We start from the raw sequence: 22,205 nt of genomic DNA, 5'->3' as shown, positions 1-22,205 counted from the left end.
TGCTCGTTCCAATGCCGGAGGTCGGCGGACCCGGGACCGACGGCCGACCAGCCCCCCCCCAACCACCGGTTCCTCCGCTTACGTTCTTCCCGCTGCGAGTCACCGGACCCACGGTGGCCGCCGTCAAGGGAGATCGGGGGTGTGTGCTCGTGCGGATCGGACTGCTCACGGAGGGCGGTTTCCCGGGCGCCACCGGTGCGTCCGGGCTGTGGTGCGACCGGCTCGTCCGGGGGCTCGGGCAGCACCGGTTCGAGGTGTACGCGCGCGGTGACGGCGATCCCTCGCCGGACGGCCTTCCGCCGAACGCGCGGATCGCCCGCACCGGGGACCGCCCCGCCGCGACGAGCCGCATCGAGCGGGCCGCGTTCGGCGAGGACCGCGTCTCCCGCAAGGCGTACGGCCGCAGGGACCGCCGCCGGTTCACGGAGGCCTACCGCGCCCTCGCCGACGGCATCTGCGCCGAGGCCGACGTCGTACCCGCGGCCGGCACGACGTCCGAGACCCCCTTCTCCGCCGGCCTCCACGCCCTGGCCGACCTCGCCCGCGAGCGCGGCGGACTGCCCGGCGCGCTCCGCTCCGACGACGCCGTCCGGACCCTCGAAGCCGCCTGCCGCGCCCCCGGCGCACGCCGTACCGCCGCCGCGGCCGGCCTCCCCGACCACCTCGCCTTCGCCGACCACCTGGAGCGCGCCCTGCGCCCGCTCTCCTTCGACTGGTACACGGAGGACGCGCTCGGCGCCGTCGACGTCTGCCACGCGACCGCGGGCGGCACGACCGCCCTCCCGGGCCTCCTGGCCAAACGCTTCTTCGGGACGCCGCTCCTGGTCACGGAGTACGGGGTCGGGCTCCGCGCCCACTACCTCGCCCCGGACGCCGCCGACCGCTCCGCCCCGCTGCGGGCGCTGCTCGCCGCACTGCACGGCCGGCTCGCCGCGGAGACGTACCGGCAGGCCGCCGTCCTCACCCCCGGCGACGCCCACGCCAGGCGCTGGCAGGAGCGGTGCGGGGCCGACCGGGCGCGGATCACGACGGTCCACCCCGGGATGGCGGCCGAGCGGTTCGCCGAGGTCGGCGAGGACGAGGAGAGCGGGGACCCCGCGACCCTCGTGTGGATCGGGCGCGTCGAACCCGCCAAGGACCTGGTCGCGCTCCTCCACGCCTTCGCCGACGTCCGGGCGCGCCAGCCCGACGCCCGGCTGCGGATCGTCGCCGTGCCGCGCGCGGACGAGGCGTGCGGGAACACGTACCTCGCCCACTGCAAGGCCTTCGCGGCGCAGCTCTTCCCCGACGAGGCGGCGGGCGCGCACGCGGTCGGGGAGAACCCGGTCACCTTCGAGGAGCTGGGCGGCCCCGAGGCCCCCACCCTCGAGGACGCCTACGCCTCCGCCGCGGTCGTCGTCCTCTCCAGCGTCGTCGAGGGCTTCCCGACGAGCCTCGTCGAGGCGATGTTCTGCGCGCGGGCCACGGTCTCCACGGACGTCGGCGCGGTCGTCGAGGTCATCGGCGGCACCGGGCTCGTCGTGCCGCCGCGCAACCCCCGCGCGCTCGCCGACGCGTGCCTGGCGCTGCTGCGGGACCCGGAGCGCCGCCACCGGCTCGGCGCGGCGGCCCGGGCCCGCGCCCTCGAACTCTTCACCGTCGAACAGAACCTCGCCGCGTTCCGCGGCATCTACCTGGAGCTCCTCTCCCACGCGCCGGTACGCCACCGCCCCGGGGACGGCGTCCCCTTCGCCCACCCGGCCGAGGCGCACGTACCCGGCAGCTGGACGCACCCGGCGCCGATGACGGCGGCCACAGGAGCCCCCGATGCCTGAAGGAGACACCCCGATGCGCGGCCCCGCCGCCCCCACGAGCCCCGGAGCCTGGGACCCCCACTCCAGGGCCCTCCTGGACACCACCTCCGCACCGATAACCCCGCCCTCGGCCCCGACCCCGACCCCGGCCTCGCCCGATCCCGATCCCGAGCCCGGAGGCGTCGACCGGCCCGGGCCGCCCGTCGCCGGGGCCGCCTGGCGGCGGGGGAGCGCGGACGCCGCGGCGGCCGGCGGGGCCCGGGGGCGGCGGGGGAACGCCGACCCCGTCAAGGTGCTCATGCACCGGCACCGCGAGCTGTGCGAGCGGGCCGTCGACCCGCTGGAGATCGCCGCCGGCCTGGAAGCCCAGGGGTTCACCGACCGGACCGCCGCGCGGTTCCGGCACCGGGACGTGTTCTCGCTCGCCGAGGAGCTGTACGCGCGCGTGCCCCGCGGGCGCGAGGCACCCGTCGCCCCCGCGACGGGCGAGCCGGTCCGCGCGCCCTGGGTGCTCGCCGCGTTCGCGCCCGGCGCCGTCGCCGCGCTCGGCGGTCTCGGACTCGCCCTCACCCACGGGGCCCCGCGCGTCGCCGTCGGCGTCGCCGGTGCCCTCGGGCTGACCGGCGCGCTCCTCCTCGCCGTCCGGCGCGGCCCGCTGCGCGCCCCCGGCGGCAGGGCCCTGCCCGCCGCCGGGCTCTGGACCCTCTGGCTCCTCGCGTACGCCGTCGCGGGCGACGGGCTCCTCGCCCAGGTGCTCGCCGGCGGCCCCGACGGGCGCTGGGAGCTCACCCCGGGACCGCTCCTCGCGCTGGCGCTCGCCGTCGCCCCCGCCACCTGGTCCGCGCACCTCTTCGCGACCCTCGCCCGCCGCCGTATCGCCGAGAGCAGGGGGCTCGCCGACTTCGCCGCCCGGGCGAGGCCGCTGCTCCTCGGCACCGTCACCCTCCAGCTGCTGGCCCTCGCCGGGCTGCTCGCCCTCACCGGCTTCAGCCCCGGCGCCCTCGCCCTCGGCACGCTCCTGCTGCTCGCCCGGCTCCTGACCGTCCACGGCTTCCCCGAGACGGCCACCGCCGCGCTCGCCGCCACCTGCGCCGCCGAGGCGCTCGCCCTCGCGAGCGTCCTCGCCGCCCGCCTCCCCGTCCCCGGATTCGACGCGCTCGCCGCCCCCGTGCGCGCCCTCGTCGACGCCGCGGGGCCCGGGGCCGTACCCACCCTCGTCTGCGGTGCCGCCGCGCTCGGCCTGCTGGCCCACGCGACCGGCGCCCTCGCCAGGGCCTCCGCCCACGCGACTCCCTGAGACCCCGTGCACCCGCGGAGCCGACGCCGCGGGCGTACCTCCACCACCCCTCTCACCCCGCTAGGAGAACGAAGACCATGACCCCTCGATCCCAAGGACCGGCCGGTCGGCACACAGGGGCCGCACGATGAGGGTGCTACTGCTCGGAGCCAACGGCTTCATCGGCCGCTTCGTCGCCGACCGGCTGCTCGCCGACCCGGCCGTCCACCTCACCGCCCTCGGCCGCGGCGACGACGCCGACGTCCGCTTCGACCTCGCCACCGGCAGCCCGGGCGCGCTCACGCGCTTCCTGGACGCCGTCCACCCCGGCGTCGTCGTCAACTGCGCGGGCGCCACCCGGGGCGGCGCCCGCGAGCTGACCCGGCACAACACCATCGCCGTCGCCACCGTCTGCGAGGCCCTGCGCCGCAGCGGCTGCGGCGCCCGGCTCGTCCAGGTCGGCTGCGCCTCGGAGTACGGGCCGAGCCAGCCCGGCTCCTCCACCGCCGAGGACGCCGTCCCGCGCCCCGGAGGCCCGTACGGCGTGTCGAAGCTCGCCGCCACCGAGCTCGTCCTCGGCTCCGGCCTCGACGCCGTCGTCCTGCGGGTCTTCTCGCCCGTCGGCCCCGGCACCCCCGCCGGCTCGCCGCTCGGCCGCCTCGCCGAGGCGATGCGCCGCGCGATGCAGGCGGGCGACGGCGAGCTGAAGCTCAGCGGCCTCGGCGTGCAGCGGGACTTCGTCGACGTCCGGGACGTCGCCAGGGCCGTCCACGCGGCCTCGCTCTCCGCCGCCCAGGGCGTCGTCAACATCGGCACCGGCCGCGCGGTCCGGCTCCGCGACGCCGCCGCCGTCCTCGCCCGGGTCGCCGGCTACACCGGCAACCTCCACGAGCTGGACGGCCCGCACGGCATCCCGCAGCGCCCCATGATCGGCGCCCCCCGCACCGAGGGGACCATCGCCGAGCAGCTGGCCTCGGCCCCGTACCCGTACCCCGACGGCTGCGGACCCTGGCAGCAGGCCGACGTGCGGACCGCCCGCGACCGGCTCGGCTGGCGGCCCCGGATCAACCTGGAGGAGTCCCTCGCCGACATCTGGATGGAGGCGGCGTGTCGCATCTGACGGCCCCCTCCTCGGCGGGGGCGGTCCAGGCCCTCGGGGTGGGCGTCCCCGGCTACGCCCACCCCCTCCTCGCCCCCGTCGAGTGGGCCGAGCTGACCCGCCCCGGGACCCCCGTGCACTGGGCCGTGCTCAACGTCGCGAACGGCCCCGGCAGCCGCCCCGACCCGCACTGCCTCGCGGCGGCGGGCAGGCTCGGGAGCGCCGGGGTCCGGCTCCTCGGCCACCTCGACCTCGCCCACGGCTCCCGGCCGCTGGGCGAGCTGGTCGCGGACGCCGAGCACTTCCGCGACTGGTACCGGGCCGACGGCTACTACCTGGACCGGGCCCCCGCCGACCGGGCCGACCTGGCCGGGACGCGGCGGCTCACCGACCGCCTGCGGACCGTGCTCGGCGACGGGGCCCACCTCGTCCTCGGCCACGGCACCCACCCCCACCCGGGGTACGCGGAGACCGCCGACCAGCTGGTCACCTTCTCCGGCGCGTGGGTGGACTACCGCTGGTCGCAGGTGGCGGAGTGGACCGCCGACTACCCGGAGGCGAAGTTCGTCCACCTCGTCCACGGCGTCCCGCGCACGCACCTCGACGAGGCGCTGCGGATCGCCCGCTGGCAGGGCGCCGGGACGATCTTCTTCACCGACCGGCCGGCGGACCGCTCCTGCCCGCCGGGACAAAGTGACCCATTCCACTCGCTGCCCGGCTACTGGGACGAAATCGTCTCGCGGATCGGACCGGGTGTCTCGGAATGAGGAGGGGCGTGGCAGTGTTACGGGGAGAACAACCGTACTGACATACCGACAACCGGAGTCCCCGTGTCGCTGCCACCCCTGGTCGAGCCGGCTGCCGAGCTCACCGTAGACGAGGTCCGCAGGTACTCCCGCCACCTGATCATCCCGGACGTCGGGATGGACGGGCAGAAGCGGCTGAAGAACGCCAAGGTGCTGTGTGTCGGCGCCGGTGGCCTCGGCTCCCCGGCGCTGATGTACCTGGCCGCCGCCGGCGTGGGCACGCTCGGCATCGTGGAGTTCGACGAGGTCGACGAGTCGAACCTCCAGCGCCAGATCATCCACAGCCAGTCCGACATCGGCCGCTCCAAGGCCGCGTCGGCGCGCGACAGCGTGCTCGGCATCAACCCGTACGTGAACGTGATCCTCCACGAAGAGCGGCTCGAGGCCGAGAACGTGATGGACATCTTCAGCCAGTACGACCTGATCGTCGACGGCACCGACAACTTCGCCACGCGCTACCTGGTGAACGATGCCTGCGTGCTGCTCAACAAGCCGTACGTCTGGGGTTCGATCTACCGCTTCGACGGCCAGGCCTCGGTCTTCTGGTCCGAGTACGGCCCCTGCTACCGCTGCCTCTACCCGGAGCCCCCGCCGCCGGGCATGGTCCCGTCCTGCGCCGAGGGCGGCGTCCTCGGCGTGCTCTGCGCGTCGATCGGCTCCATCCAGGTCACCGAGGCCATCAAGGTCCTCGCAGGCGTGGGCGACCCGCTGGTCGGCCGCCTGATGATCTACGACGCCCTGGAGATGCAGTACCGCCAGGTCAAGGTCCGCAAGGACCCGAACTGCGCGGTCTGCGGCGAGAACCCGACCGTCACCGAGCTCATCGACTACGAGGCCTTCTGCGGCGTCGTGTCCGAGGAGGCCCAGGAGGCGGCGCTCGGCTCCACGATCACTCCCAAGCAGCTCAAGGAGTGGATCGACGACGGCGAGAACATCGACATCATCGACGTCCGCGAGGTCAACGAGTACGAGATCGTCTCGATCCCCGGCGCCCGCCTGATCCCGAAGAACGAGTTCCTGATGGGCACCGCCCTCCAGGACCTCCCGCAGGACAAGCGCATCGTCCTGCACTGCAAGACGGGTGTCCGCAGTGCGGAAGTCCTCGCCGTGCTCAAGTCCGCGGGCTTCGCGGACGCCGTGCACGTCGGCGGCGGCGTGATCGGCTGGGTCCACCAGATCGAGCCCGAGAAGCCGGTCTACTAGGACTCCCGGTCCACCGGACCACGTACGGAAGGGCCCGGACCTCCTCGTTCCCGAGGGGTCCGGGCCCTTCCGCGTCCCCGCTCACCCGCAGGTCGTGCCGTACGCCGGGACCTTCCCCGCCAGCAGGTACGCGTCGACCGTCCGCGTCACGCACGGCGAGGTGCCGTACGCCCCGTGCCCCTCGCCCTTGTTCGTGACCAGGATCCCGACGCCCTCGCCGAGCTCCGCCGCCATCCGCTCCGCGCCCTCGTACGGCGTCGCCGGGTCGCCCGTCGTGCCGACGACCAGGACCGGGGCCGCGCCCGGGGCGCTCGCCTCCGGCGTCGCCCGCTCGCCCTTCACCGGCCAGTCCGCGCACCAGCCGGCGGTGTCCCAGGCGAGGAACGCGCCGAAGACCGGCGAGAGCCTCCGGAACTCCGGCAGCAGCGCCTTCGCCTGCCCGGCCGTCGGCCGCGCGGAGGAGTCGGCGCAGGAGATCGCCCGCTGCGAGTGCGACTGGGTGGCGTAGTGGCCCGAGGCGTCCCGGTCGTTGTACGCGTCGGCCAGCGCGAGCAGCTGGGCGCCGCTGCCCCGCTCGGCCTGCTCCAGGGCCTGGGTGAGGACGGGCCAGTTGGCCTGTCCGTACAGCGTGACCGCGATGCCGGTGAGCGCGAGGCCGTCGGTGAGGCTGCGGTCGCCGACCTTCAGCGGCTCCCGGTCGAGCCGCTCCAGCAGGCGCGCGATCCGCGCCGTCCCGGCCTTCGGGTCCCGGCCGGTGCTCCGGAGGTAGTTGTCCAGGGCCCGCTGGAAGCCGACCGTCTGGTGGCGGGCGTGCGCCGTGGAGTCGGCGGTCGGGTCGACGACCGCGTCGAGGACGATCCGGCCGACGTGCTCCGGGAAGAGGTGAGCGTAGGTGCCGCCGAGCTGCGTCCCGTACGAGATGCCGAAGTAGTGCAGCTTCTCGTCGCCGAGGGCCCGCCGGATCAGGTCGAGGTCGCGGGCGGTGGCGCTGGTCGTCGTGTACGGGATGACGGCGCCGGAGCGGCGGGCGCAGCCGGCGCCGAAGTCGGCGGCGTCCTTCAGGAACGCGGCCTCCTCGGCGGGCGTGTCCGGCGTCTGGTCGACCGAGGCCTCGGCGGCGGCCTGGGCGGCGTCGTCCCGGCAGACCACGCCGGAGCTGCGGGCCACGCCGCGCGGGTCGAAGCCGACGAGGTCGTAGCGCTCGCCGAGGGCCGCGTACTCGGCGGCGGCGCGCGGCAGGATGTCGACGCCGGAGGCGCCGGGACCGCCGAAGTTGAAGAGGAGCGAACCGATCCGGTCGCCGGGGTCGGTGGCCTGCTTGCGGATCAGGGCGATCGGGATCGTGGCGCCGCCCGGCTTCGCGTGGTCGAGCGGGACCTCGACGGTCGCGCAGCGCCAGTCGGAGCCGGGGCGCTCGCCGCCCTCGGGGGCCTCGCAGCGCTTCCACGAGGGAGCGGGGAGTGGGGCGGGGGGCTTCGCGTCGGCGGTCTGCTCCGCGTCGGCGGAGGGCGGGGCGGTGGCGGGGGCCACGGGCTTCGGCGAGGCGGCCGGGGTCCCCCCGCCCGTACAGCCCGCCACCGTGACCAGGACGCCGGTCACGGCGAGCGCGGTCACGCGTCCACGTATGAGCATGTGTTCCCCCAGGTTCCCGGCAAGGCCGCCCATCCTATGGGGCGTTCGCGGGGGCGGCGGCCCTCACTTGCAGACGGTGCCCGAGGCCGGGGCCCTGCCGTTCAGGAGGTAGCCGTCGACGGCCTTCTTCACGCACGTGTTGCCGCCGTTGTAGGCGCCGTGGCCCTCGCCCTCGTACGTCAGCTCCACGCCCACGCCCTCGCCGAGGGCGTTGACCATCGCGCGCGTGCCCTCGTACGGGGTCGCCGGGTCGCCGGTCGTGCCCACGACGAGGATCGGGGCGGAGCCGGGGGCGGAGACGTCGGGGTGGTCCCAGGTGCCGGGCACCGGCCACTGGGAGCAGCCCGAGAGGGCCCAGCCCATGTAGTCGCCGAAGACGGGGGAGGCCTCGCGGAACTCGGGGAGGCGCTCCTTGGCCTGGCCCAGGGTGTAGCGCTCCTTGAAGTCGACGCAGTTGATGGCGGCGTTCGCGGCCTGGATGTTGCTGTAGCTGCCGTTCTGGTCGCGGCCGTTCATCGCGTCCGAGAGCGTGAGGAGGAGGGCGCCGTCGCCGCCGTCGGCCGCTTCGAGGCCCTGCTCCAGGTAGGGCCAGTAGTCCTTCGAGTACAGGCTCTGCGCGATGCCGTTCAGGGCCTGGGTCTGGGTGAGCTCGCGGTTGCCGATGCCGGGGATCGGCTTCTTGTCGAGGGCTGCGAGGAGGTCGGTGACGAAGGACTCGACCTCGGCCACGCTCGTACCGGGCAGGGTGCACTCGTCGCCGCGGTCCACGCAGTCCTGGGCGAAGTTGTCGAGGGCGAGCTGGAAGCCCTTGGCCTGGCCGAGGGCGCCGTCCTCGACGCCGGCGTCCGGGTCGACGACGGCGTCGAAGACGGCCCGGCCGACGTTCTTCGGGAAGAGGTGGGCGTAGACGCCGCCGAGTTCGGTGCCGTACGAGATGCCGAAGTAGTGGAGCTTGTCGTCGCCGAGGACCTGGCGCATGAGGTCCATGTCGCGGGCCGCGTTCTCGGTGCCGACGTGCGGGAGGGTGGTGCCCGAGTCCTTCTCGCAGCCGGACGCGTACCTCTTCTGCGCGTCGGACAGGGTCCGTTCCTCGGCCTCGGTGTCGGGGGTGAAGTCGAGCGCGTAGTAGGCGTCGAGCTCCTTGTCGGTGGCGCAGTCGACGGGGGCGCTGCGGCCGACCCCGCGCGGGTCGAAGGAGACGAGGTCGTAGCGGCCGCGGAGGGTCTCGTAGTCGGAGGCGAAGCCGGGGAGGCCGGTGACGCCGGAGCCGCCGGGGCCGCCGAAGTTGAAGAGGAGCGAGCCGATCCGGGCGTCGGCGTCACGGGCCCTGGCGCGGATGAGGGCCAGTTCGATCGTCTCGCCGTCCGGCTCCGACCAGTCCAGCGGGGTCTGGAGGAAGGCGCACTCCCAGGCCGTGCCCCCGGGGAGCGGGGAGGGCGCGGCGCCGCCGCCCTCGGCGGCGGAGGGCGCGGGGCAGGCGGCCCAGGCGAGCTTCTGCGCCGCGAGTGCGGAGACCCCCGGTGAGACGCCCGCCGAGACCCCGGCCGAGGCCCCGGCGGACGTGTCCGTCGTCGGGGTCGCCGTGTCGTCCCCGCCCTCCGAGCACCCGGCGGCGAGCAACACGGTCGTCGCGGTGAGCAGGGCGGCGCGGCGGGCGGTGCGACGGGCGGCACGCCGGGTGGCGCGCTGGGCGGCGGAGATCGGCATAGGCCCATCGTGGGCCGGGACCCGGACCTCCGCGCGGGGCGGAGGTCCAAGTGGGGCACGACGGCCGGTCAGAGCGCCTGGCGCTTCGTCAGCCAGTTGAAGCAGATCCATCCCGGGAGCACCGGCAGCCACAGGGTGAGGAGGCGGTAGAGCAGGACCGCCGGGGTGGCGACCTCCAGGGGCAGGTTGACGGCGACGAGACCGAAGGTGAGGGCGGTCTCGACCGCGCCGACACCGCCCGGCGTCGGCGCCGCCGAGCCGAGCGCGTTGCCCGCGAGGAAGACGACGGCCACGCTCGCGTAGCTGATCGTCTGCTCCCCGTGGCTGAAGGCCCGGATCGAGGCGTCGAGGCAGAGGACGAAGACGACGGTGAGGAGCAGCATGCCGCCGATGCCGGTGACCAGCTTCATCGGGCGCTGGAGCACGTCCAGCATGCGCGGCACGACACCGGCGAAGAGCGAGCGCAGCCGGGTCGACACGAACTTCCGCATGAAGGGGATCGCCGTCACCACGAGGACGAGCACCGCGACCGTGAGGAGGCCGGCGATGACGGTCCTCGACGGGGTGAACTCCTGCGACTTCTCCGTACCCGTCAGATAGCCGAAGGCGAGGAGGAGCAGGATGTGGCAGCCGAGCCCGAACAGCTGCGACGCGCCCACGCTGGCTACCGCGAGCCCCGGGCGTACGCCCGCGCGCTGGAGGAAGCGGGTGTTCAGGGCGACGCCGCCGACCGCCGCCGGGGCGACGATCTTCACGAACGAGCCGGCGACCTGCGCCGCCACCGTCCGCCAGAACCCGACCCGCTCCGGCACGAAGCCGAGGAGGCTCATCGCGGCGGCCACGTAGCTGACCGCGGAGAAGAAGACGGCCGCCGCCACCCAGCGCCAGTCGGCCTCGCTGATCGTGGACAGCGGGGTCTTGGCGATCTGCGCGAAGAGGAAGTACGCGGCGATGGCGCCCGCGATCAGGCTGACGAGCGTCCGCGGCTTGATCCGCTCCAGGCGGACCGGCTCGACCGGCGCCTGGGGGCGGATGAGGAGCACCTGCCGCCGGATCTGGGCGAGCAAATCTTCCTCGCGGGCCTCGTCGAGCGCCGTGTCGAGGGCGCGCTTCTCGGCCTTCTTGTCGGCCTTCTTCTCGGCCCGTACGGCCTTCTTGCCGGCCGCGGCCTCGGCCTTCGCGAGCCCCCGCTCGTGCTTGGCGGCCTCGGAGGCGGCGAGGACGGCCTCGCGCTCGCGCTGCGAACGCTCGCGGGCCAGCTTCCGCAGCGTCGCGCGCGTGGAGCGGCTCAGCGCGATCGGCTGGAGCAGCGGCATGCAGTCGGCGACGGCGTCGGGCCCGAGGACCTCCACGGCCGCCGCGACCGCGCGCTCGGCCCCGACCCGCAGGCCGAGGGTGGTGAGGAGCTGCGCGATGTCCATGCGCAGGATCAGGTCGCCGGCGGCGATCTCGCCGCCGCGCAGGTCGGTCAGGAAGACCCTGCCGGAACGATCCACCAGGATCGCGTCGCCCGCGAGCCTGCGGTGGGCGATCCGGCGCGACTGGAGCGCCTTCACCTGGCGCCACGCGCCCCGGACGAGCTCGTCGGTGATCTCGTCGTCGTCCAGGGAGTCCAGGCTCCGGCCGCCGATGTGCTCGTACACGAGCATGACGGCGTCGGGACCGAGCTCGGAGGTCGCGATCAGCTTGGGCGCGTTCGCCCCGGCGGCGATGGCCGCGTAGGCGAGGAGGGCCTCCTGCTCCAGGGCCTGGCGGAGCGAGACGATCGAACGGCGGGTGCTGATGGTGCGGAGGGTGATCCGTCGCCAGAGCCGGTAGAAGAAGCCGTGCGCCTGCTGCTCGCGGTCGACGACGGTGACGTCGAGCGGCGGCCCGGCCTCCAGGGTGACGATGTACCGGCGGCCCCGGTCGCCGATGTCCGAGGCGTCGGGGACGCCCTCGGCGCGCAGCGCCGTGACGGGGCGGAAGCCGACGCGGCGGAGGCCGGCGAGGAGCGTCTGCCCGGTGGGCCGGACGTTCGGCGACCCGACCGCGTACAGCGTGCCGTACGCGACCGTCCAGCCGATGAGGACGGTCAGGATGATCGAGAGCGCGGTGGTGTAGCCGGCCACCAGCATCGTGAACGCGTCGAGCAGCAGCACCGCCCAGAGCGAGATCCGCCAGCGGGGCCTGCGGGCCATGCCGACGGCGGTCATGTACGCGATGACGGGCGCGAGGTAGTTGTGGACGGGGTCGGTGAGCCCGCCGCCGGACTGCGGCTGCGTCAGCGCGTCCTGGATGGTGGCGGGAGCGCCCTGGGCGACCCAGAGATCGGTGGCGAGGGTGACGCCGTGCGCGAGGACGGCGGCGAGGACGCCGTCGGCGATGCGCAGTCCGTCGCGTTTGATCAGCCGCTCGATGGCGAAGGCGACGGGGAAGAGCAGGACGGCGATGGAGGAGACGAGACCGGCGATCTTGACGAAGACGTCGGGGGCGCCGACGGCCCCCTTGTTGATGTCCTCCTCGAGACCGGAGGTCGTCGCGTGCGCGAAGGCGGCCACGGCGATGACGAGACCGATGGCGAGCAGACCGGCGAGCAGCCGCATGAGGTCCGAGGGCCGGTGGACACGGGCGGCGAGCAGGGGTTCGTCCCCGGAGACCCGCTCGGGCACGCCCGCCTCGCCCCCCTCGGGAGGTTGGGTGTCCTGGCCCATCACCGTGTTGTCCGTCCCTGCGTGCGCGTCTCGTCCGTGCTCGTGCGTGTGCGTCTGTGTCTGCGTGTGTGTCTGCGTCTGTGCCTGTGTGCCGGGGGCTTCCCCGTTTGTGTCTGCTTGTCGCTCTTGATCTCGTATCACCAGTCACCGCCCGCACGATGGTGGCACGAAGAGCCGCCGGACGGAGGCATCAGGGCCATGTCGGTGGGGTGAGGCAGGATGACACGGATGAGTACGGAGGAGCCCGTGGGAGACACCGGAGAGCTGCCCGCGTACGCGGAGCGGGTGCTCGACGTCGCCGACGCGATCCCGACCGGGCGGGTGATGACCTACGGCGACGTGGCCGAATGGCTCGGCGAGGGAGGGCCCCGGCAGGTCGGCCGGGTCATGGCGCTGTACGGCGGGTCGGCGCCGTGGTGGCGCGTGGTCCGCGCGGACGGGACGCTGCTGCCCGGGCACGAGCTGCGGGCCCTCGGGCACTACCGCGAGGAGGGGACGCCGCTGCGGGAGGCGGGCGCGGCGGCGGAGGGGCACGTGCCGAAGATCGACATGCGGCGGGCCCGTTGGGACGGACGTCACACGTGAGGAGGTTCGGTACGGAGCGGGGCTCGGCGCGGGCGCCTTTCGCGTAACGTCGATGGTCGCGTCCCGCGCGACGACGGCCGTCGCGGCGGTCGTCGCGACGGCCGCGGCGGCGGGACGTCTCACCCGCACCACCCGCACCATCCGTACCACCTGCACTGCTTCCCTTCCCAGGACCGGCGAACCACGTGAGCTCCTCCTCCACCACCCGGCACGCGCCGCACCAGGGACAGCCGTACCCGGGTTCGGGCCGGCAGCGGACCACGGGGGCGTACCGGCTGGTGCGCACCGCGCCGGCACCGGTGGACCCCCCTCAGCTGGACGCAGTGCAGAGGGAAGTGGTTGACCACGCCGGCGGACCACTTCTCGTCCTCGCCGGACCGGGCACCGGGAAGACGACGACGCTGGTGGAGTCGGTCGCCGCCCGGATGGAGAGCGGCGCGGACCCCGAGCGGATCCTCGTCCTCACCTTCAGCCGCAAGGCGGCGGTCGAGCTCCGCGACCGGATGGCGACGCGGCTCGGCGGGCGGCGCCCGCCGCAGGCGACGACCTTCCACTCGTACTGCTACGCCCTGATCCGCGCCCACCAGGACGCCGAGCTCTTCGCCGAACCGCTGCGCCTCCTCTCCGGACCCGAGCAGGACCTCGCCGTGCGCGAGCTGCTCGCGGGCCAGATCGACCTGGAGAAGGCCGGGCTCGGCCGGGTCGGCTGGCCCGACGAGCTGCGCGCCTGCCTCACGACGCGGGGCTTCGCCGACGAGGTGCGGGCGGTCCTCGCGCGCTCGCGCGAGCTGGGCCTCGGGCCGGACGCCCTGGCCCGCTTCGCGGACCGGGTCGGCCGCCCGGACTGGAAGGCGGCGGCGGGCTTCCTCGCGGAGTACCTCGACGTCCTCGACCTCCAGGGCGTCCTGGACTACACGGAACTGGTCCACCGCGCGGTCCTGCTGGCGGGCGAGGCGCCGCTCCCCGAGTACGACGTCGTCTACGTCGACGAGTACCAGGACACGGACCCGGCCCAGGTCCGGCTGCTGCACGCGCTGACGGGCGGCGGGCGGCGGACCGTCGTCGCCTTCGGCGACCCCGACCAGTCGATCTACGCGTTCCGGGGCGCCGACGTGAACGGCATCCTCGACTTCCCGACGGCGTTCGGGGGCGCGGACGTCCGCGTCCTCGGCACCTCCCGCCGGGCCGGCGCGGACCTCCTGGCGGCGAGCCGCCTCCTCACGCACCGCATGCCGCTGACCCGGCTGCCCGCGGAGAAGGTCCGCGCGCACCGCGAACTGACGGCGGCGCGGCCGGGGGGCCGGGCGGAGGCGTACACGTACCCGACGGCCTCGGCGGAGGCCGAGAACATCGCCGACCTCCTCCGCCGCGCCCACCTGGAGGACGGCGTCCCCTGGCAGGACATGGCCGTCCTGACCCGCGCCTCCTCCGCCCTCCCCGGCCTCCGCCGAGCCCTGACCTCGGCAGGAGTCCCGGTGGAAACGGACACGGCCGACACCCCCCTCCGCCACGAACCGGCGGTCGCCCCCCTCCTCCTGGCCCTCCGAACCCTGGCCAAGGCCCAGCACGGCGAGCCGGCACCGACCCCGGAGCCGGGGGCCGGCCCGGCCGAGGCCGGGCCCGAGCTCGCGCCGGATCACGCCTCTGCCGGGCCGGGCCGGTCCTCTGCCGGGCCGGATGACGCCGCTGCCGGGCCGGGCCGGGGCCCCGCCGCACCCGAGCCGGGGATGATCCCGGAGCCGGGGGCCGACCTGGCCAGGGTCGGGCCCGACACGGTTGTGGGCACGCGTTCCGCCGGGGCCGGGGGTACCTCCCAGGCGGAGCCCTGGGGGCGGGTGGGCACGACCGACCACGGCGCCGCGCTGTCGGCCCCTGCCTCCGGCCGTACCGCCGCCACCGCCGAAGGGGCGTCCGCCTCGGGAGAGCCCGAGCTCGGCTCGGACCCGGGTGCCGGCTCGCCCGACGGCGCCCGGCACGGGGACGGCGCCCGGCACGGGGACGGCGTCGGCTGGATCGCGGTCGACGTCGCGCTCGAACTCCTCGCCTCCCCGCTCGCCGGCACCGACCCCGCCGACCTCCGCCGCCTCGCCCGCGCCCTCCGCGACGAGGAGCGCGCCGCCGGCAACAAGCTCCCGCCCCCCTCCGACGTCCTCCTCGCCCGCGCCCTCGCCGAGCCCGAGCGTCTCGTCGCCCACGACTCCGCCTACGCGCGCGGCGCGAAGCGGCTCGGCGAGCTGCTCCGCAGGGCCCGCACGCTCCTCGACGAGGGCGGCACCGCCGAGGAGGCCCTGTGGGCGCTCTGGAGCGGCACCACCTGGCCCGACCGCCTGGAGCGCGCCGCCCTCCGCGGCGGCCCGGCCGGCCGCAACGCCGACCGCGACCTCGACGCCGTCTGCGCGCTGTTCGAGACCGCCGCCCGCGCCGAGGAGCGCGTCGGCGGCCGTGGCGTCCTCAACTTCCTGGAGGAGCTCGACGCCCAGGACATCGCCGCCGACACCCTGACCCGCCGCCACACCCGCCCCGATGCCGTCCGCCTGATGACCGCCCACCGTTCCAAGGGCCTCGAATGGGGGTTCGTCGTCGTCGCGGGCGTGCAGGAGGGCCTCTGGCCCGACCTCCGCCGCCGCGGTTCCCTCCTCGAAGCCGACCGCATCGGCCGCGACGGCCTCGCCGAGCCCCTCACCCCCGGCGCCCTCCTCGCCGAGGAGCGCCGTCTCTTCTACGTCGCCGCCACGCGCGCGCGTGACCGCCTCGTCGTCACGGCGGTGAAGGCCCCGGCCGAGGACGGCGACCAGCCGTCCCGCTTCCTCACGGAGCTCGGCGTCGAGCCGAAGGAGGTCCCGGGCCGCCCCCGCCGGCCCCTGGCCGTCTCCGCCCTGGTCGCGGAGCTCCGCGCGACGACCGTCGACCCGGCGGCCTCGCCCGCGCTCCGCGACGCCGCCGCGCAGCGCCTCGCCTCGCTCGCCGCGCTCGTCGACGAGGACGGCCAGCCGCTGGCGCCCGCCGCGCACCCGGAGCGCTGGTGGGGGCTGGACGAGCCGACGCGGAGCGCCGTACCGCTGCGGGAGCGGGACCGGCCGGTCGCGCTGTCGCCGAGCGCCCTGGAGAACCTCGCCACCACCTGTTCGCTCCAGTGGTTCCTGGGCCGCGAGGTGAAGGCCGCGGCCCCGGCCACCGCCGCCCAGGGCTTCGGCAACGTCGTGCACGTCCTGGCCGACGAGGTCGCCTCCGGCCGTACGCCGGCCGACCTGGACGTCCTGATGGCCCGCCTGGACTCGGTCTGGGACGCCCTCGCCTTCGACGCCCCCTGGAAGAGCTCCCAGGAGAAGGCCCACGCGCGCGTGGCGCTGGAACGCTTCCTGCGCTGGCACGTCATGGACCGGGGCGGCCGGACCCCCGCCGCCTCGGAGCACGGCTTCGACGTGACCCTGGAGGCGGGGGAGTACGAGGTCCGCATCCGCGGCTCCATGGACCGCGTGGAGACCGACGAACACGGGCGCGCGTACGTCGTCGACTTCAAGACCGGGAAGTCGGCCCCCACCCGGGACGAGGTCGCCCACCACCCGCAGCTCGCCGTCTACCAGCTGGCCGTCCGCGAGGGCGCCCTCGACGAGGTCTTCGACGGCCGCCGCCCGGAGCCGGGGGGCGCCGAGCTCGTACAGCTGCGGCAGGCTGCCCCGAAGAAGGAGGGCGGGGACGCCCTGCCGAAGGTCCAGGCCCAGGAGCCCCTGGCGGGGGAGTGGGTCGGCGACCTGCTCGCCACGGCCGCGGGGCGGGTCCTCGACGAGCGCTTCACGCCCACGACCGGCCGGCACTGCACGACCTGCTCCTTCCGTGCCTCGTGCAGCGCGCAGCCGGAGGGCCGTCAGGTCGTGGAGTGACGAACTGTCACATGATCTGTGTGGAGCGTCACGCTCCGCTTATGCAACCTTTCCCCGTGCCCACGGGTCACTTCCCTGTGCGGCCCATAAGGGCGCCGTAAAGGAAAGCTGAGAAAGAACGCCGTGAGGGGTAAGCACATGAGGGCCGACCGGAAGCTCTGGATGACCGCGACGATCTGCGCGGTCGTGGCCGCGGGGGTCACGGGCTGCTCCCAGGGCGAGGACAAGGCCGCCGCCGACCCCTTCAAGGGGCTCACCGCCGAGGCCATCGCCGACAAGGCCGTCGCCACGACGAAGGCGGCCACCGCCTTCCGCATGACCGGCACCGGCACGACCGACGGCGAGGAGATGACCGTCGACTTCTCCGTCGACGCCAAGGGCACCTGCAAGGGCTCGATGAAGGCCGCCAAGGGCGGGACCGCCGAGGTCATCGGCACCGGCGACACCAGTTACATGAAGGGCAACGAGGCCTTCTGGCGCTCCTCCGGCGGCGAGGAGGGCGCCTCGGCGGGCGAGACCGACGCCATGTCCAACGCCCTCAAGGGCCGCTGGCTGGCGATGCCCGCCGGTGCCGACGGCGACACCGCCGCCTTCTGCGACCTCAAGGCCATCGTCAAGGACATGGACGAGGACACGCCCCGCAAGGGCATGACCCGCGGCGACGACGCCGACGTGGACGGCAAGGCCGCCGCCACGCTGGTGAAGAAGGGCGACAAGGGCGAGACCACGACGTTCTACGTCGCCAGGGACGCCGCCAAGCCGTACATCCTGCGCGTCGTCGAGACCGGCGGCAAGGAGCCCGGCACGATGACCCTCGGCGACTTCGACAAGCCGGTCACCGTCACGGCCCCGCCGGCCGGCGAGACCGTCGACATGGAGCAGCTGATGAAGACCCTCACGGCCTCCTGACGCCCTCCGCGAACCCGCAGAAGTAGCGGCCACGCGCGCGCGGGGCGACGCTGGTGGGAGCCTCGGGGAATCCGCGAGGAGGCTCGCATGGCGCCCCAGCCCCAGCCCCGGTCCCACTCCGAGGACCGGCACCAGCACCAGACCCGCTCCCGTTTCCACGGGAGGCTCCGCGCCGCGGCCGTCGTCTGCGCCGCCGTCGCCGTCGCGGGCCCCGCGCCCGCGGTGGCGGCCTGGGCGGCGGCCCCGGCACAGGCCCCGGTCGCCCCCGCCCCGGCCGCCTCCGTACCGGACGCCGCCGCCTCCGTACCGGCCGCCCCCGCGCCCGCCCCCTCCCCGGACCCCTTCGCCGGGCTCTCCGCCGACGAGATCGGCGACCGCGCGATCGCCGCCACCCAGTCCGCGACCTCGCTGCGCATGACCGGCCGGGTCGTCGCCGACGACCAGCCGCTCGACATCGACTTCGCCCTCGACGACCGGGGCGACTGCACCGGCGAGATGGCGATCGAGGGCGGCACCGCCGAACTCCGCCGGGCCGACGACATCACGTACATGAAGGGCGACGAGCCCTTCTGGCGGGCCTCCATGACCTCCCAGGGCATGCCCCCGGCCCAGATCGACACCGTCGTGGAGCTCGTCAAGGGCCGCTGGCTGAAGATCGCCCCCGGCCAGGCCGGCAGCGGCGACCTCAGCGGCGTCTGCGACCTGAAGGGGCTGCTCGCCGACCTCGACGACGACAGGGCGGAGCACGCCGGCCTGGTCCGGGGCGAGGACGGCGAGGTGAACGGCGTGCCCGTCGCCACCCTCGTGCAGAAGAAGGCCGACGGCGAGACGACCACCGTCTCCGTCTCCCGGGAGGGCAAGCCGTACATCCTCAAGATGGTCAAGACGGGCGGCGACGGCCCCGGCTCGATGATCCTCTCCGACTACGACGAGCCGGTCCGGGTGACCGTGCCGCCGGCCTCGGAGACGGTGGACCTCGCGAAGCTGGAGCAGGGCACGGCCACGTGATCCGGGGCACAGGGGATTGTCAGTCGGTCCCGTTAGCCTCTTTGGGGTGACCACCGCACGAATCGGCGACCCCGAGGAGCTCAAGGAGCTGCTCGGCATCCCCTTCACCCCGGAGCAGACGGCCTGCATCACCGCGCCGCTCGCCCCGCAGGTCGTCGTGGCCGGAGCGGGTTCCGGCAAGACGACGGTGATGGCCGCGCGCGTGGTCTGGCTGGTGGGCACGGGCCAGGTCGCCCCGGAGCAGGTCCTCGGCCTCACCTTCACCAACAAGGCCGCGGGCGAGCTCGCCGAGCGCGTCCGCACCGCCCTGGTCCGCGCGGGCGTCACCGACCCGGACACGATCGACCCCGACAATCCCCCCGGCGAGCCCCGCATCTCGACGTACCACGCCTTCGCCGGGCAGCTCCTCACCGACCACGGCCTCCGCATCGGCCTGGAGCCCACCTCCCGGCTCCTCGCCGACGCCACCCGCTACCAGCTCGCCGCGCGCGTGCTGCGCGAGGCCCCCGGCCCGTACCCCGCCCTGACGAAGTCCTTCGCGACCCTCGTCACCGACCTCCTCGCCCTCGACGGCGAGCTCGCCGAGCACCTCGTACGGCCCGACGAGCTCCTGGCGTACGACTCCGAGCTCCTCACCGCCCTCGCCGGTGCCAAGCTCACCAACGCCGAGCTGCGCAAGATCCCCGAGGCCACCGCCGCCCGCCGCGAACTCCTCGACCTCGTCGTCCGCTACTGTGCCGCCAAGCGCTCCCGCGACCTGCTCGACTTCGGCGACCAGATCGCCCTCTCCGCCGAGCTCGCCACCACCCGGCCCGAGGTCGGCACGATCCTCCGCGACGAGTTCCGGGTCGTCCTGCTCGACGAGTACCAGGACACCTCCGTCGCGCAGCGGCTGCTGCTCTCCGGCCTCTTCGGCCGCGACCCCGCCGGTACGGCCACGGGCCACGCCGTCACCGCCGTCGGCGACCCCTGCCAGGCCATCTACGGCTGGCGCGGCGCCTCCGTGGCCAACCTCGACGACTTCCCCGACCACTTCCCGTACGCCGACGGCACCCCCGCGAGCCGCTACTCGCTCTCCGAGAACCGCCGCAGCGGCGGCCGCCTCCTCGACCTCGCCAACCGCCTCGCCGCCCCGCTGCGCGCCATGCACGCGGGCGTGGAGGCGCTGCGGCCCGCGCCCGGCGCCGAGGCCGACGGCAGCGTGCGCATCGCGCTCCTCCCCACCCACGCCGAGGAGATCGACTGGCTGGCCGACTCCCTCGCCCACCTCGTCCGCACCGGCCGCGAACCCGGCGAGATGGCCGTCCTGTGCCGGACCGCCACCGACTTCCCCGCCCTCCACGCGGCCCTCGTCGCCCGTGACGTGCCGGTCGAGGTCGTCGGCCTCTCCGGCCTGCTGCACCTCCCCGAGATCGCCGACCTCGTCGCCGTCTGCGAGGTCCTCCAGGACCCGGGGGCCAACGCCTCCCTCGTCCGGCTCCTCACCGGCCCCCGCTGGCGCATCGGCCCCCGCGACCTCGCCCTCCTCGGCCGCCGCGCCCGCCTCCTCGTCCACCGGGGCGGCGACGAGCCGGATCCCGAGCAGCGGCTCGCCGCCGCCGTCGAGGGCGTCGACCCGGCCGAGGTGATCTCGCTCGCCGACGCGCTCGACACCTTCCTCGACTCCGGCGGCGCCGCCGACGACGGCCTGCCCTTCTCCGCCGAGGCGCGCGTCCGCTTCGCGCGGCTCGCCACCGAGCTGCGTGCCCTGCGCTCCTCGCTCGCCGACCCCCTCATGGACGTCCTGCACCGGATCCTCGGCGCGACGGGCCTGGAGGTCGAGCTCTCGGCCTCCCCGCACGCCCTGGCGGCCCGCCGCCGCGAGACCCTGTCGAACTTCCTGGACATCGCCGCCGGCTTCGCCTCCCTCGACGGGGAGGCGAGCCTGCTGGCGTTCCTCGGCTTCCTGCGGACGGCCGCCCAGTTCGAGAAGGGCCTCGACAACGCGCTCCCCGGCGGCGAGAACACGGTGAAGGTCCTCACCGCCCACAAGTCCAAGGGCCTGGAGTGGGACGTCGTCGCCGTGCCCGGCCTCGTCGCCGACGCCTTCCCCAGCGCACGCGCGCGTGAGGCGTGGACCGCGCAGCCCCAGGTCCTCCCGCACGCCCTGCGCGGCGACGCCCCGACGCTGCCAGCGATCGACACCTGGGACGCCAAGTCCCTGACGGCCTTCAAGGCCGCCATGAAGGACCACCAGCACACCGAGGAGCTCCGCCTCGGCTACGTCACCTTCACCCGCCCCCGGTCCCTCCTCCTCGGCTCCGCCCACTGGTGGGGGCCCGCCCAGAAGAAGCCGCGGGGCCCCTCGGAGTTCCTCCAGGCGCTGTACGAGCACTGCGAGACCGGCCACGGCGACATCGAGGTCTGGGCGGAGGAGCCGGCGGCGGACGCGGAGAACCCGTCCCTGACGGAGCACCTCCAGGACCAGGCCTGGCCGCTGCCGCTGGACGAGGAGGCGCTGGCGTGGCGCCGGGAGGCCGCCCACGCCGTGCGGACCAGGCTGCGGGCGTACGAAACCTCCGGCACGGGCGGCCCCGAGGCGGCGCCCGACCGCTCGGACGCGCACTCCGAGGCCCCGCACTCCGGGGCCCAGAGCCCCGAGGCCCTGAACCCCGAGGACCTCCGGCCCGAGGCCCCGAACCCCGAGCCCCCGAACCCCGAGCCCCCGCACTCCGAGGCCCCGCACTCCGAGGACCTCTGGACCGAGGAGGAGCCCGCCTGGCCCGAGGAGCGGGAACCCGTCTGGGACGAGGACGAGGAGACCCTCCCCGAGGACACCCACGCCGACGCGGTCCCGGCGCCCCGGGCGGAGGTGCCGGACCACGGACCCGACCACGGACCCGACCTCACCCCCGACCTCACCCCCGAGGACGCCAGGACCATCGCCTCCTGGGACCGCGACCTCACCGCCCTCACCACCGAGCTCCGCCGCGCCCGCGCCACCACCCGGGACGTCCTGCTCCCCGCGTACCTCTCCGCCTCCCAGGTGCTGCGCCTCGCCGACGACCCCGACGGCTTCGCGCGGGACCTGGCCCGCCCCATGCCCAGGCCGCCGCAGCCGGCGGCCCGCCGGGGCACCCGCTTCCACGCGTGGGTGGAGTCCCGTTTCGAGGAGCTCCCGCTGCCGTTCCTCGGCCCCGACGAGCTGCCCGGCGGCGAGGACTTCGCCGGGGAGCCCGAGATCCTCGACGAGCGGGACCTCGACGCCCTCAAGGAGGCCTTCGACCGCACGGAGTACGCCCGCCGGACCCCGTACCGCGTCGAGGTCCCCGTCCACCTCACCCTCGCGGGCCGGGTCGTCCGGGGCCGGATCGACGCCGTCTACCGGGACGAGGAGACCGGCGCGTACGAGATCGTGGACTGGAAGACCAGCCTCCACCGCACCGCCGACCCCCTCCAGCTCGCGATCTACCGGCTCGCCTGGGCCGAGCGGCACGGCCTCGCGCCCGAGGAGGTCACGGCCGCCTTCGTGTACGTCAGGACGGGCGAGGTGGCCCGCCCGGCGAGGCTGCCCGGCCGCGCCGGTCTGGAAGCGATCCTGCTGGGCGGGGCACCCCCGGAGGGGGGCTAGGCT

General features: G+C 75.0%; 13 protein-coding genes. 10 read left to right on the top strand and 3 right to left on the bottom strand.

Annotated elements, in window-relative coordinates; genetic code table 11:
- The first annotated feature begins 149 nt into the window (after window positions 1–149).
- The 5 genes from AB0G79_RS22915 (at window position 150) to moeZ (ending at window position 6,177) form a co-directional block, all read left to right on the top strand.
- Window positions 150–1,814, top strand: a complete 1,665-nt coding sequence (locus tag AB0G79_RS22915) for a glycosyltransferase (RefSeq protein WP_360809289.1) — start codon at window positions 150–152, stop codon at window positions 1,812–1,814.
- Complete coding sequence (locus AB0G79_RS22910) at window positions 1,807–3,090, top strand: hypothetical protein (RefSeq protein ID WP_360809251.1); 1,284 nt, start codon at window positions 1,807–1,809, stop codon at window positions 3,088–3,090. Before AB0G79_RS22915 ends, AB0G79_RS22910 begins: the two co-directional genes overlap by 8 nt.
- A 127-nt stretch (window positions 3,091–3,217) precedes the next feature.
- Window positions 3,218–4,189: an NAD-dependent epimerase/dehydratase family protein gene (locus tag AB0G79_RS22905; RefSeq protein ID WP_360809249.1), complete on the top strand. Its 972-nt coding sequence runs from the start codon at window positions 3,218–3,220 to the stop codon at window positions 4,187–4,189.
- Window positions 4,177–4,935, top strand: a complete 759-nt coding sequence (locus AB0G79_RS22900) for a spherulation-specific family 4 protein (RefSeq protein WP_360809247.1) — start codon at window positions 4,177–4,179, stop codon at window positions 4,933–4,935. Before AB0G79_RS22905 ends, AB0G79_RS22900 begins: the two co-directional genes overlap by 13 nt.
- Before the next feature lie 63 nt (window positions 4,936–4,998).
- On the top strand, window positions 4,999–6,177 hold the full coding sequence (gene moeZ, locus AB0G79_RS22895) for an adenylyltransferase/sulfurtransferase MoeZ (RefSeq protein ID WP_360809245.1): 1,179 nt from the start codon (window positions 4,999–5,001) through the stop codon (window positions 6,175–6,177).
- A gap of 81 nt (window positions 6,178–6,258) precedes the next feature.
- Here the strand turns inward: moeZ and AB0G79_RS22890 are convergent, their stop codons facing one another.
- From AB0G79_RS22890 to AB0G79_RS22880, 3 genes are all read right to left on the bottom strand, one after another.
- Window positions 6,259–7,809 (bottom strand): alpha/beta hydrolase, encoded by a 1,551-nt coding sequence (locus tag AB0G79_RS22890; RefSeq protein ID WP_360809243.1) that lies wholly within the window; start codon window positions 7,807–7,809, stop codon window positions 6,259–6,261.
- 63 nt (window positions 7,810–7,872) lie between these two features.
- Window positions 7,873–9,516 carry an alpha/beta hydrolase gene (locus AB0G79_RS22885; RefSeq protein WP_360809241.1) on the bottom strand — a complete coding sequence of 548 codons (1,644 nt, stop codon included), beginning with the start codon at window positions 9,514–9,516 and terminating at the stop codon, window positions 7,873–7,875.
- A 68-nt stretch (window positions 9,517–9,584) separates the two neighbouring features.
- On the bottom strand, window positions 9,585–12,209 hold the full coding sequence (locus AB0G79_RS22880) for a lysylphosphatidylglycerol synthase transmembrane domain-containing protein (protein WP_360809239.1): 2,625 nt from the start codon (window positions 12,207–12,209) through the stop codon (window positions 9,585–9,587).
- 219 nt (window positions 12,210–12,428) lie between these two features.
- Here AB0G79_RS22880 and AB0G79_RS22875 point away from each other — a divergent pair, with 219 nt between their 5' ends.
- The 5 genes from AB0G79_RS22875 to AB0G79_RS22855 all read left to right on the top strand — a co-directional run bounded on the left by AB0G79_RS22875 (window position 12,429) and on the right by AB0G79_RS22855 (window position 22,202).
- Window positions 12,429–12,794, top strand: coding sequence for an MGMT family protein (locus tag AB0G79_RS22875; RefSeq protein ID WP_360809237.1), 366 nt, complete (start codon window positions 12,429–12,431; stop codon window positions 12,792–12,794).
- Window positions 12,795–12,979: 185 nt separating this feature from the next.
- Complete coding sequence (locus AB0G79_RS22870; RefSeq protein ID WP_360809235.1) at window positions 12,980–16,675, top strand: UvrD-helicase domain-containing protein; 3,696 nt, start codon at window positions 12,980–12,982, stop codon at window positions 16,673–16,675.
- Between the two features lie 138 nt (window positions 16,676–16,813).
- On the top strand, window positions 16,814–17,584 hold the full coding sequence (locus AB0G79_RS22865) for a hypothetical protein (protein ID WP_360809233.1): 771 nt from the start codon (window positions 16,814–16,816) through the stop codon (window positions 17,582–17,584).
- 87 nt (window positions 17,585–17,671) lie between these two features.
- A complete protein-coding gene (locus AB0G79_RS22860; protein ID WP_360809231.1) occupies window positions 17,672–18,592 on the top strand; it encodes a hypothetical protein in 921 nt (306 codons plus the stop codon).
- 46 nt (window positions 18,593–18,638) lie between these two features.
- A complete protein-coding gene (locus tag AB0G79_RS22855) occupies window positions 18,639–22,202 on the top strand; it encodes an ATP-dependent DNA helicase (protein WP_360809229.1) in 3,564 nt (1,187 codons plus the stop codon).
- Window positions 22,203–22,205: the final 3 nt, after the last annotated feature.

The organism is Streptomyces sp. NPDC020807, assembly GCF_040641575.1.
Taxonomy (GTDB): Bacteria; Actinomycetota; Actinomycetes; order Streptomycetales; family Streptomycetaceae; genus Streptomyces.
Note: the sequence above shows the minus strand (reverse complement) of the source record. Positions and strands in the feature narration are given on the sequence as shown.